The following is a 15,154-nucleotide window of genomic DNA, read 5'->3' as shown; positions in this document are numbered from 1 at the left end:
ACTCCGGAGTCTACACTTCCGCCAAAGCCTTATCCAAGGCGGCAAACAACACCTTGTTTCCCTGCTGCGCATAGCCCGCCAGCGCCTGCTCAAACCCACTCAGGTCGTATAGGAAGGCCTTCAGGTTATCGGGGGTGATGGCGGAGAAGTGGCGGCCGTAGCCCAGCTTCTCTATTTCGGCGGCGTTCAGGAACTGCTCAAACTGGGCCGGAATGGGAATGGCACACACCGGCTTGTGCAGGTACACGGCCTCACTGATGAGCGAGAAACCACCGTTGGTCACTACGGCCCGGGCGCTGGCTAAGTCGTCCAGAAAGCCAGCTTCGCTGAAGGCCCGCAACTGTACGTTGCCGTGCGTTTCCTCCCGGTTGAAGCCGTACACCCGAAACTCCTGCCCCGGCAGCTGCTGCAACTGCGCCACCAAGTCCTTCTGCGTAGTGGCCGACTGGTACACCAGCACGTGCTGGCCTTTGGTAGGCCGCAACGCCAGCACCTCGGGCCGCAGAATGGGCGGTACCAGCGTGGTGCGCTCCTTGATAACCGGCAGCGGAAAAAACGTGGACACCAGATACTGCTGACTGCCGGGCAGCTTGGCCCGCACAATTTGCCGGGCCAGCGTGAGGTTGCCCCGCTCCTGGGCCGGCACCGTAATATCCAGCGCCGCCCGGCTGATAATCTGCATATTATCGATGCTGATGATGGGCAGGCCCTTCCACTTGGCAAACAGAAAGCTGAACGACTCAAAATCGGAAATAACCACCTCGGGCTCGAAGTCGCAGAGCAGCTCCCGGTACTTGCGGAAGTTGATGAGCAGGTTTTCCGGAGCCGTGCGCAGCGTGAGGGCCGCCGTGCGCGACTTGGACACCGTGAGGTGCTTGTAAGCGAGGTGAAAACCCCGGATTTCGTGCACCCGACCAGGAAAATTGGCCGCCAGCATCTGGTAGGCCCGGGAGCTGCTCACCACGCACACGTTATGCCCCTGGCTGAGCAGATGGCCAATAACTACTTTGCTGCGCGTGGCGTGGCCCAGCCCTTCGCCCGGCACTCCGTACAGGATATTCATCGTGCGCTGAATTATCGGCGGGTAGTAGGAATACGGAACTGTACACCCAGGCTGGGAATAAAAGTGAGGCCGCTGAGCTTGGCCGTTTTGTTGTTCAGCAGCTGATACTCGCCGTAGTTCTGGTAATACACTGACAGAGCCGGAATAAAGTAAGCGTAGCGGTAACCCAGCTTGGCATTGAAAAAGGCCCCGTAAGAGCCAAAATTGCGGCGCGCCGAGGGCAGTGCCGGCAGCGCCAGCCGGCCAGCTGCATCAAACACATTCCGGGGTTGAAAGCCGTATTTGAAAAAACTGTGCGCGTATACTACCCCATAGGAAATGGCCCCTATTTCCTCTTCAACACCCAAAGATTTACTGAACACCAGTGGCACAATCAGGTCGTGGCGGCTGGCTTCAAAACCCAGAAAATCGGTTATATTGTCCAGGAACGGGACGCTGGGCAGCTTGCTGCGCTGGGTAGCAAACTGCAGCCCAATGCTACCATAGGTAGCCCCCGCTGCCCGGCTACCCGGGTTTTCTGGCGTGCCCACCGGCCCCAGAAACTGGTACATGGCATCGAAAACGTGGGAGCCAAAACCATACTTGTAGCCCACATCTACCCGGTCGATAACGCCGTAGCGGATGTATAAGTCGGAGGTGGGGCGTACGGGGTCCAGCACGTAGGCCAGGGCCCCAATCTGCAGCTTATCGAGGGTCTGGTTGTAGCGAATAGTGTCCTCCTTCGTTTTAGCGGCCGCCGACCGGGCCGCATCTATTAGCGCCGAGCCGGTTTTGCCGATGGTTTCGGTGGGCACATTGAAGGCCATATTGCCGCCTACCTTGAACTCGCCCCGGGGCGTTACCTTACCAGTGCTCACAATGGCGCGGGGGGCCGTACAGGCAGTAGAGAACAATAAGCCCGCGCCGGCCAGCAGGCTCAGGGCAGTACGCAAGGAGAAGAAATTATTCATCAGCGAGCAGAATAGGAAGGAGCAAGACCGGCTAGTGGCCAAAATCAGGCCGAAAGTAGGAAAAGCCCGGCAACCCCGCTATTCCAGATAGTGCCCGCAGTCGGATTGAACCCGCCAGCAGAACGAGGCTGTTGCTGAGCCAAGGTTGTTGGGCGGGACCAGTACGCCCTGCTTTTTATCTTTGACTATGAAACGATACTTCACCTGGCATTTGCCTGGTTGGCAGGTTCTGCTCTGCGGGTTGCTGATGCTGGGCGCAACGGGGGCCACGCGGCATTCATTTCCCCCCATAGCCACCGTGTACGTATTTCTGGCGGATACCTGCCCGATCTGCCAGACCACTACCTTGGCATTGCGGCAGTTGCACGCCACGTACGCTCCCCGGGGCGTTGCCTTCGTGGGGGTTTTCCCGGATGCCCAAACCCGCCCCGCCGATATCATCCTGTTTCAGCAGCAGTACCAGGTGCCGTTTCCCCTGCGGCAGGATGCAGGCCAGCTCCTGACCCGGCGGTTCCACGCCCGCATCACACCCGAAGCCGTGGTGCTGGCCCCCAACGGTCGTATTCTCTACCAGGGGCGCATTGACGATAGTTACGTGGCGCTGGGCAAGCGGCGTACGGTAGTTGCCCATCAGGAGCTACGGGATGCGCTGGCAGCGGTAGTAAGCGGGCAGCCCGTGGCAGTGCCCCGCACGGAAGCTGTGGGTTGCTTCATCAACTAACGGTCTTGCACAGTTTGTATGCCGGAGCCACCAACGTTACCGAATTGTTACGGCTACACCTGAAAATCCTGTAACTTTCCTTTCCGCTATTGGAAACTCTGCCCGGTTATGCACCAGTTTTACCTCAACAACCAGCTCATCCGTACCAACCAGCCCGCCGGTAGCTCCCTGCTCGATTTTGTGCGGTACAACCAGCACCTGAAAGGCACCAAAATAGGCTGCCGGGAGGGCGACTGCGGAGCCTGTACCGTACTGGTAGGGGAGCTGAGCGCCACGGGCGAAGCGGTGCAGTACCAGTCTATGACTTCCTGCCTCACGCCGTTGGGCAATGCCCATAGCAAGCACGTGGTAACGGTAGAAGGCATTAACCAAGCCAAGGGCGGCCTCACACCGGTGCAGCAGGCCATTGTGCAGGAAGGCGGCTCCCAGTGCGGGTTCTGCACGGTAGGGTTTGTGATGAGCCTGACCGGTCACGCCCTCAGCGCCAAGCCCAGCACCGAAAGCAGCGTGCTGGCCGCCATTGATGGGAACATTTGCCGCTGCACCGGGTACAAAAGCCTGGAGCGGGCCGCTGCCCAGTTGCAGCAGCAGCTGGAGCAGCGCCCCCCTACCGAAACGTTGCCCTGGCTGGCGGAACAGGGTTTCGTGCCCCCATATTTCGCCGATATGCCCGGCAAGCTGCAGGCACTGCGTAGCGCTGCCACGGCCGCTGCCACGGGCGGCACCGAAGCTACTGTCTCCCTCCCATCTAACGGAGCAGAGCTGGATGCCCCGGCCGCGGCGCGGGCCCGCATTCTGGGCGGCGGCACCGATTTGCTGGTGCAACAGCCCGAAAATCTGCGGGATACGACCGTAGAGCTGATGTACGACCAAACCCACCTGCGCGGCATCCGACAGCAAGGCGACACCATAGTTTTGGGAGCCGCCACAACGGCTCAGCAGCTCCTCGAATCGGAGGTAATGCTGGGGGCCCTGCCCCAGTTGCCGCGCTACCTGAAGCTGGTAAGCAGCACGCCCATCCGGCAGATGGGTACCGTGGCCGGCAATTTCATTAACGCTTCCCCCATCGGCGACCTGACCATTTTGTTCCTGGCCCTGGGCGCGGAAGTGGAGCTGGAAAACACGGCCGGCCAGCGCCGCACCCTGCCCTTGGCCGAGTTGTACCAGGGCTACAAACAGCTCCGCAAAACTGCCGATGAACAGGTAACGGAAATTCGCTTCCCGGCCCCGGCTTCCACCGACTATTTCAACTTCGAAAAAGTATCCAAGCGCACTCACCTGGATATTGCCAGCGTGAACACCGCCGCGTGGCTGCGGCTGGAAAACGGCCTTGTGCAGGAAGCCCGCTTGTCGGCGGGCGGTGTGGGGCCTATTCCGCTACTGCTGCCCCGCGCCGCCGCCGCTCTCGTCGGCCAACCCGTTACACTCGATACCTTGCGGCGGGCTCAGGAGCTGGCGCAGCAGGAAATCAGCCCCATCAGCGACGTGCGCGGCACTGAGCAATACAAGCGCCTGCTGCTGCACCAGCTGCTGGAAGCTCATTTCGTGGAAATGGGCCTGCTCACCGAAGAACAGCTGTAGAGACGCGACACTTCGCGTCTTGTCGTTGCTGACGTTGTTACAATACGGTTGGCAAGGTCGTGCAGACGGAAGACGCGAAGTGTCGCGTCTCTACATCGTTCAACCTCACGCCTACCCTCACACCCTCATACCCTCCTACCCAAGTGAATCACCTTGACCCCATCCGCCACGTGCGCGGCGAATCCCAGTACCTGGATGATGTGCCGGTGCAGCACGGCACCCTGTACGCGGCCGTGGTGGAGTCGCCGGTGGCGCACGGCCAGCTGCTGACGGTGGATGCCACGGCGGCGCTGGCACTGCCCGGCGTGGTGCACGTTCTCACGGCCCAGGATATTCCGGGCGAAAACCAGATTGGCGGCATCGTACCCGATGAGCCCCTGCTGGCCGAGGGCCACGTGCACTTCCGGGGGCAACCGGTGGCCCTGGTGCTGGCCGAATCAGAACACGCGGCCCACGCCGCCCTGCGCCACGTACGCGTGGAGGTAGCCCCGCTTCCCATCATTACCGACTCGCGCGTAGCCGCCGCCCAAGGGGAGCTGCTGGTGCCCCCGCGCACATTCCGTATCGGTAACTCGGGCGAGGCCTGGGCTGGGTGTGCCCACGTGTTCGAGGGCGTGGCCGAGTCGGGTGGGCAGGAGCACCTGTACATCGAAACGCAGGGCGCTTATGCCTTCCCCACCGAAATGGGCGGGGTACGCATCATTTCCTCTACCCAGGGCCCTACGGCCGTGCAGCGCCACACGGCCCACGTGCTGGGCCTGGGCATGCACCAGGTAGAAGTGGATGTGACGCGCCTGGGCGGCGGTTTCGGGGGTAAGGAAGACCAGGCCACGCCCTGGGGCGCCCTGGCCGCGCTGGGAGCCTTTGTGGCCCGCCGCCCCGTAAAGCTGGTGCTGGACCGCATGGCCGACATGCGCATGACCGGCAAGCGCCACCCCTACTCCTCCGACTTCAAAATCGGGCTCAGTGCCGACCTGAAGATTGTGGCCTATGAGGTGACCTTCTACCAGAACGGCGGTGCGGCGGCCGATTTATCGCCGGCCGTCATGGAGCGCACCTTGTTTCACAGCACCAATACTTATTTCATTCCGAATGTAACGGCCACGGCCTACAGCTGCCGTACCAATCTGCCGCCCAACACCGCCTTCCGGGGTTTTGGGGGGCCGCAGGGCATGTTTGTGATAGAGTCGGCCATTGCCAGCGCGGCCGAGCGGCTAGGCGTACCGGCCGCCGAGATTCAGCGCCGCAACCTGCTGCGCGAGGGTGACCTGTTCCCGTACCGCCAACCGGCCGAGGGCTGCCACGCCGAGCAGGCCTGGGATACGGCTGCCGAGCTATTTGACCTGCCCGGCCGCCGCCGCGAGGTGGACGAGTTCAACCGCACCCACCGCTGGCAGAAGCAGGGGCTAGCCGTCATGCCCATCTGCTTCGGTATTTCCTTCACCAAAACGGCCATGAACCAGGCCCGGGCGCTGGTGCACATCTACACCGATGGCTCGGTGGGCGTGAGCACCGGGGCCGTGGAGATGGGTCAGGGTGTGAACACCAAAATTGCGCAGGTAGCGGCCCGCACGCTGGGCATCAGCGTAAACCGCATCAAGGTGGAAAGCACCAACACTACCCGCGTGGCCAACACGTCTCCCTCGGCCGCCTCCGCCACCGCCGACCTCAACGGCAAAGCCACCGAGCTGGCCTGCCAAGCCCTGCGGGAACGGCTGCTGCGGCTGGCGTCCACCGAGCTGAGCATGGACTACGAGGGCCTGCACATCGAAAACGAGCAGGTGCTGGCGGCTGGCAAACCCGCCGATACCACGTGGGAGAAGCTGGTTTCGGCGGCCTACTGGCAGCGGGTGAGTCTCTCCGAAAACGCCCATTACGCCACGCCCGACCTGCATTTCGACGCCACCACCAACCAGGGCTACCCTTTCGCCTACCACGTGTACGGCACGGCTCTGACCACCGTGCAGGTGGACTGCCGCCGCGGCACCTACGAGGTACAGGCCGTGCAGATTGCTCACGACTTCGGTCAAAGTATGAACCCGGCCGTGGACCGGGGCCAGATTGAAGGCGGAGCCGTGCAGGGCATTGGCTGGATGACGTTGGAGGAGCTGGTGTACAACGAGGAAGGCCGCCTGCTGAGCAACTCCCTCAACGCCTACAAAATCCCCGACCTGTACTCGGCCCCCAAGGTGCTGGACGTGCATTTCCTGGATACGCCGGGCCATTCCCGGGCCGTGCTGCGCTCTAAAGCCGTGGGTGAGCCGCCGCTGATGTATGGCATCGGGGCCTACTTCGCATTGCGCGACGCGGTGCGGGCTTTCAACCCCGATTCCAGTATTTCTTTCACCGCTCCTATGACGCCGGAAAAGGTTCTCGTAAATTTGCACCCCCATTTACGAATACCTGCTCCTGACGCTTGGAACTCACCCGCTCCCTTAACCTCCGCAATCACCTCCGCGGCTTCCTGATTTACGCCGCCGGCGACACCGCCGCCGCCATTTTACTGCACCAGTTTTCCTGGACCCGGTTGTTGGGCATGGCCTTGGTTGGCGGTATCCTCTACTCCTGGGAAGTGCCCGCTTTTTTCCGCTGGATTGACCGGCAGGTACCCGAGCGCCGCAACGCGGGCCTGGGCCGGCAGTGGCTGCGGGCGGCGTTGTCGCAGGTGTATTTCAACCCGCTCTGGATTGTGCGGCACTATGTGTTCCTGCACTTATTCAGCGGCCAGTTTCAGCAGATTTCCCTGGACTTGGTACCCGTTGCGGCCCGCTCGTTCCTGCTGAATGTGCCGGTGGCCTTGGTGGTGAATTATTACATTCAAAACAAGGTATCGGCCGATTGGCGGTTTATAGCCAGCGCGCTGTTTTCGGGGTTTATGGCGGTGTACTACGCCCTGAGCTCTACCTGGTAGCCGGGCCCGGCTTGCACCGGGGCTGCTTACCTTTACCCTGATGTTGCCCGTGCTTTCGCCTTCTGCTTCGCCCCCTGTTCCGCGCGACCTACCGGTTTGGCAGCACGCCGCTGCCAGTTTGCGGGCGGGAGTACCGGTGGCCCTGCTGTGCGTGCTGACCAGTGAAGGCAGCAGCCCCGGCCGGCAAGGGTTTAAGATGGTAGTGACGGCTGATGATATGACCGGCTCGATTGGGGGCGGCATCATGGAGCACAAATTTGTGGAACTGGCCCGCACGTTGCTCACCGAGGGCAGCTTTGCCCCGGTGCTGCGCCGCCAGATTCACCGCAAGGAAGCACCTACCGACCGCTCAGGCATGATTTGCTCCGGGGAGCAACAGCTTCTCGTGTACCCGCTGTCGGCCGCTGATTTGCCTGCAGTTCTCGGCATTGTGGAGCTGCTGCAACTGGGCCAAGGCCGGCTACAGCTGTCGGCGGCTGAGGGGCTGCGCGTAGCAACGGAGGCTACTCCGGAACCGCACTACGCTTTTCAGGCTGGGCCCGACTGGGCTTATTCCGAAAAGCTGGGATTCCGCGACCAGTTAACTATTGTGGGGGGCGGCCACGTGGCCCTGGCCCTGTCGCGGGTGCTGACCTCCCTTGATTTTGGCCTTACTGTGCTGGATGACCGGCCCAATCTGCATACCCATCAACGGAATCCTTACGCGCACTACAAGCGCACCGTGGCCTACGAGCAGTTGCCCCAGGAAATTCCGGCCGGCCCGCACCAGTATGTTATCCTGATGACCTTCGGGTACCGCTCGGATTTGGTGGCATTACGGGCCCTGCTGCACCACCCCGTGCGCTACTTGGGCGTACTGGGCAGCCAAGCCAAAATTGTGGAGCTATTAACCACTCTGCGGGCCGAAGGCGTAGCCGATGAAACCCTACGCCGGGTACACGCACCTGTTGGTTTGCCCATTAACAGCCGCACACCCGAAGAAATAGCCATTAGTATTGCTGCCGAGCTGATCCGGGAGCGAAATCTGGTATAAACGCCACTACCCCGGGACTGCGCTCCGGGGTAGTGGCGTTATTTCCCCTTGCCCTCGTTTACTCATCTGCCTCACTGGCAGTATTTTGCCCATTGAGGTAACCCTCGGTGAAGATGTGATATTGGTCGAAGATGGAACGTACGGAGCGGCGCAGCACAATTTCGCCCTGGGGACCGGAGGGCACGCTTACTCCTGAGGCATACCCGTTCCACACGGCCCGGTTGGTGCGGTTATCGATGAGTGTAACCAGCAGCGTGCCTTCCTGCAGCAGCAGGCGCACCGGCTGGTAGCCCTGCCGGCTCTCTTTGGGCGTTTCATCATCCTCGGTATAGCCTGCCTTCACCCACCGCGAAAAATCCTCCTGAGCATACCCCCGAAAGCGCATATCGCCCTCAAATAGCCGAAAATTCACCAGCAAATCGGGACGGCGGCGGGCGGCGCGGTAGCCCTGCACCTTCATGCGCGTCCGGATAGCGTCGCGCACGGCTGTTCCCAGCTTGCTGGTATCGGAGTTGATACCGTCGCCGCTAATGAACTCATAGGTACGGTAGCGCCGGAACTGCCCGGCATAGCTATAATCAGATTCCACGCGGGCCTCCCGCGACATCAGACAGCTGGAAAACGCCAGGCTGCTGCCGGCTAACAGAGTAACATACCATTTCATAGGCGCTGGGAGGGTAAAAGATCGTACTAACTAAAATACGAAACTCCCGGACCTAATAGACTGACTTCCAGAATAAAAAAACGTGTAATATTTTTTCTCTTCGCTCCATTGCCTTTGCTGAAGCCTACTGTCCGCCAGCTGGCAGCACGTTTTTCTCCAGCACAATAGTCAGGCCGCGCGTACCCTGCACCGTCCCCACAATATCAAACCCGTGGCGCAGGTTCAAGAGCAGCATGGCCCGCCAGCGGTTATACGTGTGCGTGCGGATGCGGCGGTAGCCCTGCTCCTGGCACCACGCGTGCTGCTGCCGCATCAACTCGCCCGCCACACCCCGGCCCCGAAAATCAGGGTGTACCCCACCCAGCCAGCTGTAGTAGTGGCCTGGCTGCCGCTCGTAGCCCAGCTTGCAGCCTATAAGTTGATTCCCTTCGTAGGCCAGCCATGCCTGCACGGGCTGGCGGGCATGTTGGTACTGCAGGTCGGCTTCCAGCTCGGCAGAGGTGGTTTCCAGCGCCCCAGCCAGCAGCGCAGTAAGCTGCCGGGAATGTGCCAAGTCCGAGGCTATTACCGGAAGCATGCGAAACGTATAATTCATGCGTTAATCAAAGTATGTAATGCAATTATCAAAAGGCAGTTTCTCAGAAACTGGCTAAGGGCGAATCATCACCGCAACCGTTTCAGCGGTGTACACTTCGCCGTTAGTCTGGTGGTAGCGCACCCGAAATTGTTGCGTGGCCGAACTGGTGGGGGTCTGGGTAAATTGCAGGCTGTTCTGTACAAGCATGGGCACTGGTTGCGGAGTGCGCAATAGTTCGCTTAATAATATGCTGCCTCCGTACCCGTTATCGAGCCGGATCAGGTCATTCAGCGAGGTACCAGCCGGATGCTGCCCGTCGAAATCGTAGCGGCTGGTAATTCTGATGGAATCAATCTGCTCGGTGAAGGTGGGGTCAGCCGGTTCACAGGCCATAGCCGCGAAGCCACCCGTACGCACCGGAGCGGTACCGTACAGCCGGGTGTCAGGCCGGAGCAGCAAATGCAATTCAGTTACGGGCAAAGCTTGGCCGGTTGTGACTACCTGCGTTGCAGTACCCGCCGCCTGCCGCGTTAACACGGCCGACAAGCCAGTCACATCCACGTACTGGGGCCCTGGCCCGCATTCGTTACAAGCGGGCACGCCCAGTACCAGCGAAGTAAAAAGTAGAAGTCGTTTCATAGCCTTCGGTATTGCGTAGTATTTCTTTTTCAGAGAAGCCCCAGCGGCCGCAGGTTGCACCCGGCTATGTTATCTCTTTACTGATACCCGGCGGCCTGCAGCCGGAACAGCTCGGCGTAGCGGCCATTGCGGGCTAGCAGTTGCTCGTGGCTCCCGATTTCCACAAATTGCCCGTTTTCGATAACCAGAATCCGGTCGGCCATGCGCACGGTGCTGAAGCGGTGGCTGATGAGCACGGCGGTTTTGCCCTGCGTCAGCTCCTTGAAGCGCTGGAACACCTCATACTCGGCGCGGGCGTCGAGGGCGGCGGTGGGCTCATCGAGGATGAGCAGCTGGGCGTCGCGCATGTAGGCCCGGCCCAGGGCAATTTTCTGCCACTCGCCCCCGCTCAAATCCACGCCCCCGTTGAAGCGGCGGCCAATCATCTGCCCGTAGCCCTGGGGCAGCTTGGCAATTACGGAGTCGGCCAAGCTTTGCTGGGCAGCCTGCTCAATGCGGGGCTGGTTTTCTTTCTCCTCGATGCGGCCCACGGCCAGGTTCTGGCCGGCCGGCAGCTGAAAGCGCACGAAATCCTGGAAAATCACCCCGATTTCCTGGCGCAGCTCCTGGGGGTCGTATTCGCGCAGGTCGTGGCCATCGAGCAGGATGCGGCCCTCGGTGGGGTCGTAGAGGCGGGAGAGCAGCTTGACCAGCGTGGTCTTGCCGGCCCCGTTCTCGCCCACCAGCGCCAGCTTCTCGCCGGCCTGCAGCTCGAAGCTGAGGTTGCGCAACGCCCACTTCTCGGCGGTGCGGTATTTGAAGCCCACATTCTCGAAGGTGAAGCCCTGCCGGATGGGCCGCGGAAATGGCCGCACCGGCCTCGACTCGTCGCGGCGGATGCGGGGCTGCAGCTGAAAGAACTCAAAGAAATCCTGCAGGTACAGGGCCCCTTCAGCCACCGAGCTAAACCGGCTCAGGATGCCTTCCAGCAGGCCCCGCATGCGGGCAAACGAGCCCGCCAGAAACGTGAGCTGCCCAATGCTGACGCGCCCGTACACGGCCTGGCTGATGATGTACACGTAGGCTGCGTAGTAGCCCGCCGCGCCCACCGCCGCGAAAAACGTACCCCAGCCGGCCCGCTTTATTACCAGGGACTTATTCTGCTGATAGAATTCATCCGAAAGCTGCCGGAACCGGTCGATGAGAAAACCCGAAAGCCCAAAAATCTTAACCTCCTTGGCCGTTTCATCGGAAGCACCGGTCTGGCGCAGATAGTCCAGTTCCCGGCGCTCAGGCGTCCAGCCGTGCACCAGCGAGTAGCTTCGCTCATTAAAGTGGCTTTCGCCCAAAAACGCCGGCACCACCGCCACCAGCAGCAACAGCAGCAGCCAGGGGTTGAAAGCAGCCAACCCTACGGCCAGGAAACCCATCGTCAGTACATCCTGGGCCTGGCTGAGCACCTGGGCCATGAGCACGGTGCGCGACAGGGTTTGGCGGCGGGCCCGCTCCAGCTTATCGTAGAAGTTGCTGTCTTCGAACTGGTCTAGGTCCAGCTCGGCGGCGTGCTGCATCAGCCGGATGGAGCTCTGGTTGGCAAACAGGTCGCCGAGCAGCGAATCCAGCAGGGCCACGCCCCGGCCCAGCGCATCCGACAGCACCGCCAGCCCGAACTCCAAAGCCACCAGCCCCAGCACCGGCCCCAGGGTACGCTCGGTGGCGGGCAGGCGACTCAGTTCCACTACGGCATCCAGTATCAGCTGGCCCACATACAGCATGGCTACGGGCAGGGCTGCCCGCAGCAGGCGCAGGGCCACGTTGCCCAGCGTTAGGGCCGGACTGGTTTGCCAGATCAGGCGCAGAAAGGCCGGCAGGTTGCGCAAGGCCGAAAACCGCTCCCGCACCGTGAGACTGGGTTTGCCGTCGGGGCGGGGCTTTTTGGCGGAAATGGTAGAGAAAAACGAATCGGAACGAGCCATAGAACGGGCTATACGGCATACTTCGGGCCGGAGTGCGGCGGCGGCCGTTTTGGCAGTTCTCCGGTTGGGCCGTACCGAAGCCGCGCCGGGCCGTACTTTTACCAGCTTCCCGTCGTTTCCTGCCGTTATGCTGCACAGTATTCTGTTTGCCCCTTTCCCGGATACAGCCACCGAAGCCCGCTTCGAGCGCCTGCAAGCCACCCTGGCCGGGGCCGCAACGGAGGGCGTGTTACTGGTAAACCTGCCGTTGCCCGCCGTGCCCCCCGTACTGGCGCTGGTGCAGCCGGGCGGCATTGCGGTGCTACTGCTGCTAGCGGGCGGAGGGGTACTCTCAACCCCGGATTTTGTGGCTGGGCCCTGGCTCCTGAACGGGCAGCCGGTTGACATACGCGCTGGCTCGCCGTGGCAGCAGTTTCAGGGACAGCGCGCCGCTTTGGTAGAGTGGCTACGGGAACAGCCCGATTTTCCGACGCTAACCTTCTCCGACGTGGCCGGGCTGGCAGTATTTACCCAGGCCGTGCAGTTTGCCCCCGATGTAGAAGCCGGCCTGGCCCAGTTCCCTGCCGATGAGCAGTTTCAACTGGTACCGCAGCTGCCCCAGCTACCCCGACGACTGCAGCAGCTGGAAACCGGTGCCGTCCTGCCCCCAGCCGCTTTGCAGCATTGGGCTGAAACCCTCCGGCACCAGGACCTAACCCACGCGCACCAGCCGGAACCAGAATTGAACCACAACGAGCAGCCAGGCTTTGTGGCCGGCAAGCTGCGCCAGCTCTGGGGTTGGCTGGGTGCCGAGGACGTTCCCGCCGACCCGCCTTACGGCAACTCGTCGGCCGTTTTTATTGAGCAGCAAACCGCTGAGCGGCAGCAGCTGGAGCAGCTCCGCCATCAGATGCTGCGGGAAATGCAGCAGCAGCGCCAGGAAATGGAAGCCCGGGAGGCCGAGCGGGAACAGAGTATTGCCCAACTCCGGGACCAGCTCACCCACGCCCCCGCCGCCACTGCTGAGGTGACGGCGCTGCAAGCCCGGCTGGCCGCCGAAACCCAGGAGAAGCAGCAATTACAAGCCGCTATTCAGGCTTCCCAGGCCGAAGCGGAAGCCCGAAACCAGTCCCTGGATGCGCGTATTCAGCAGTTGGGGCGGCAGCTTGCGCAACTGCAGGCTCAAGCCACGGCCGTGCCGGCTCCTACGGCCACAATAGCCCCAGCCGCCCCGGCAGCGGTGCAGCTTCCGGCTGGGCAACCGGCACCCGCATCTACACCAGCCTGGCGGCTGCAGTGGCAACGGGCCGCGCTGGTAGTTGCCTCCGTGAGTGCGCTGGGCGTAGGCCTGTGGGGCGTAACCAAGCTACCGGCCCTGCTGCACCCTCCCCAGCCCGTTATCCGGCAGGCACCCACCCCAACCAACAACACCTTCGACGACAACACCGAAGCCGCGGCCCCTACCTTGTTCGATATCCAGCCTGATACCATTGCGGAGGACGCCGGCGAGGATGCTGCCAACCCGGATGAGGACGTTGTGGTACCGGCCGACTCACTGGACCAGCCAGCCGACGCGGGTGAGCTGCTGGATTCAGTAGCGGCGGACAACCCCGGCGGCGACATTTAATTCTCCGCCTTCTTTTCCGTTTAGAAAGTCTGAAAATCAGCGGAACGTCATGCAGAGCGCCGCGAAGCATGACGCGCGCTACTCTTCTCTAAACAGCTTCTGCTTCTCCTAAAGGCTTTTGCACTGCGCAGAGGCCTTTTTTTATTGCCCTGCGGCCCGCATCGGCCGGGGCCCGGTTCGGACCGAATCTTTTTATCCCTTCATATCGGCTTCATGAAGCGGCCAGTGCTTTGTACCACGCAAGCCTGCTGTACCGCCGGCTTCTCAGTTCGACACTCCTCTCCTACCACCATTTTTTAGGCGTTGCGCAACGCTCGTCATTGCCCATAAGCTTTATGAAAAGAACATGCCTGCTCTTGCTGATGAGTTCGGGAGTCTTGGCCGCTACCACAAGCTGCTCAAAACACGAAGAAGCCAAAGAAGAGAAAGTTAAATTTCTGGTTACCAGCCCCCTGCTCAAAGACACTACCATCACCAAGGATTACGTGGCCCAGATTCATTCCATCCAGCACATTGAGGTGCGGGCGCTGGAGAAGGGCTACCTGCAGAAGATTTTCGTGGATGAGGGCCAGCGTGTGCAGCAGGGCCAGCTGATGTTCCAGATTATGCCCATGCTGTATGAGGCCGAGCTGAAAAAGGCCGAGGCAGAAGCCAAGTTTGTGGACATTGAGTACCAGAACACCCAGAAGCTGGCCAGCGGCAACGTGGTATCCTCCAGTGAGCTGGCCCTGTCCAGGGCCAAGCTGGCCAAGGCCAATGCCGAGGTATCCCTGGCCAAAACCCACCTGGGCTTCACCACCATCCGGGCCCCGTTCAGCGGCATCATGGACCACTTTCAGGCCCGGCTGGGCTCGTTGGTGGACGAGGGCGACCTGCTGACCACGCTTTCCGACAATAGCCAGATGTGGGTGTACTACAACGTGCCCGAGGCCGAGTACCTGGCCTACAAGCAGCACGTGCACGGCGACAGCGCCATGCGGGTGCAATTGCGCATGGCCGACAACGAGCTGTTCCAGTACCCCGGCGTGGTGAAAACCATTGAGGCCGACTTCAACAACGAAACCGGCAACATTGCCTTCCGCGCCACCTTTCCCAACCCCAAAAGCCTGCTGCGCAACGGCGAAACCGGCTCGGTGCTGATGACCGTGCCGCTGAAGCACGCCCTCATTATTCCGCAGAAAGCCACCTTCGAGGTGCTGGAGAAAAAGTTTGTGTACGTGGTGGACGCCAAGAACCGGGTGCACCAGACGGAGGTAACCGTGGCCGCCGAAATGCCCGACCTCTACATCATCTCCGCGGGCCTGAAGGCCGGGGATAAGCTGATGCTGGAAGGCATCCGCAAGGTGAAGGACGGCGACAAAATCGACTTCACCTACCAGGAGCCCAAGTCGGTAGTGGCCCACTTGAAGACCTATTCTGAATAGTTATCAGTTGCCCGTTGTCAGTTACCAGTT

The 15,154-nt window shown here is 61.2% G+C and carries 13 protein-coding genes; 7 read left to right on the top strand and 6 right to left on the bottom strand.

The window, feature by feature from the left end; all coding sequences use genetic code 11:
• Positions 1-10 precede the first annotated feature (10 nt).
• Both ACN19L_RS16425 and ACN19L_RS16420 read right to left on the bottom strand, forming a co-directional pair.
• On the bottom strand, positions 11-1,063 hold the full coding sequence (locus ACN19L_RS16425) for an MJ1255/VC2487 family glycosyltransferase (protein ID WP_226271007.1): 1,053 nt from the start codon (positions 1,061-1,063) through the stop codon (positions 11-13).
• Between the two features lie 11 nt (positions 1,064-1,074).
• Positions 1,075-2,013 carry a hypothetical protein gene (locus tag ACN19L_RS16420; protein ID WP_426490552.1) on the bottom strand — a complete coding sequence of 313 codons (939 nt, stop codon included), beginning with the start codon at positions 2,011-2,013 and terminating at the stop codon, positions 1,075-1,077.
• A gap of 187 nt (positions 2,014-2,200) precedes the next feature.
• Here ACN19L_RS16420 and ACN19L_RS16415 point away from each other — a divergent pair, with 187 nt between their 5' ends.
• From ACN19L_RS16415 to ACN19L_RS16395, 5 genes are all read left to right on the top strand, one after another.
• Positions 2,201-2,734 (top strand): redoxin domain-containing protein, encoded by a 534-nt coding sequence (locus ACN19L_RS16415; protein ID WP_426490551.1) that lies wholly within the window; start codon positions 2,201-2,203, stop codon positions 2,732-2,734.
• Positions 2,735-2,842: 108 nt separating this feature from the next.
• Positions 2,843-4,315: an FAD binding domain-containing protein gene (locus tag ACN19L_RS16410; protein WP_426490550.1), complete on the top strand. Its 1,473-nt coding sequence runs from the start codon at positions 2,843-2,845 to the stop codon at positions 4,313-4,315.
• Positions 4,316-4,458: 143 nt separating this feature from the next.
• The gene (locus ACN19L_RS16405; RefSeq protein ID WP_426490549.1) at positions 4,459-6,783 is read left to right on the top strand and encodes a xanthine dehydrogenase molybdopterin binding subunit; all 2,325 of its coding nucleotides are present in this window, start codon (positions 4,459-4,461) and stop codon (positions 6,781-6,783) included.
• Entirely contained in the window at positions 6,732-7,226 is a 495-nt protein-coding gene (locus ACN19L_RS16400) for a hypothetical protein (protein WP_426490548.1), read from the top strand. The genes ACN19L_RS16405 and ACN19L_RS16400 overlap by 52 nt, the downstream gene beginning before the upstream one ends.
• Positions 7,227-7,266: 40 nt before the next feature.
• The gene (locus ACN19L_RS16395) at positions 7,267-8,259 is read left to right on the top strand and encodes an XdhC family protein (protein WP_426490547.1); all 993 of its coding nucleotides are present in this window, start codon (positions 7,267-7,269) and stop codon (positions 8,257-8,259) included.
• A gap of 58 nt (positions 8,260-8,317) precedes the next feature.
• On the opposite strand, the gene ACN19L_RS16390 is transcribed toward ACN19L_RS16395, so the two are convergent.
• The 4 genes from ACN19L_RS16390 to ACN19L_RS16375 all read right to left on the bottom strand — a co-directional run bounded on the left by ACN19L_RS16390 (position 8,318) and on the right by ACN19L_RS16375 (position 12,094).
• Entirely contained in the window at positions 8,318-8,923 is a 606-nt protein-coding gene (locus tag ACN19L_RS16390) for a DUF4136 domain-containing protein (RefSeq protein ID WP_426490546.1), read from the bottom strand.
• Between the two features lie 124 nt (positions 8,924-9,047).
• The gene (locus ACN19L_RS16385; RefSeq protein WP_426490545.1) at positions 9,048-9,518 is read right to left on the bottom strand and encodes a GNAT family N-acetyltransferase; all 471 of its coding nucleotides are present in this window, start codon (positions 9,516-9,518) and stop codon (positions 9,048-9,050) included.
• A 54-nt stretch (positions 9,519-9,572) separates the two neighbouring features.
• Complete coding sequence (locus tag ACN19L_RS16380; protein WP_426490544.1) at positions 9,573-10,139, bottom strand: hypothetical protein; 567 nt, start codon at positions 10,137-10,139, stop codon at positions 9,573-9,575.
• Between the two features lie 77 nt (positions 10,140-10,216).
• Positions 10,217-12,094, bottom strand: a complete 1,878-nt coding sequence (locus ACN19L_RS16375) for an ABC transporter ATP-binding protein (RefSeq protein ID WP_426490543.1) — start codon at positions 12,092-12,094, stop codon at positions 10,217-10,219.
• A 127-nt stretch (positions 12,095-12,221) separates the two neighbouring features.
• On the opposite strand from ACN19L_RS16375, the gene ACN19L_RS16370 reads away from it, so the two are divergent.
• On the top strand, positions 12,222-13,700 hold the full coding sequence (locus ACN19L_RS16370; RefSeq protein ID WP_426490542.1) for a hypothetical protein: 1,479 nt from the start codon (positions 12,222-12,224) through the stop codon (positions 13,698-13,700).
• 362 nt (positions 13,701-14,062) lie between these two features.
• Positions 14,063-15,124 (top strand): efflux RND transporter periplasmic adaptor subunit, encoded by a 1,062-nt coding sequence (locus ACN19L_RS16365; protein WP_426490541.1) that lies wholly within the window; start codon positions 14,063-14,065, stop codon positions 15,122-15,124.
• The last annotated feature ends 30 nt before the right edge of the window (positions 15,125-15,154 follow it).

The organism is Hymenobacter sp. 102, assembly GCF_049949205.1.
GTDB lineage: Bacteria > Bacteroidota > Bacteroidia > Cytophagales > Hymenobacteraceae > Hymenobacter.
This window is presented reverse-complemented; position numbering and strand designations above follow the sequence as displayed.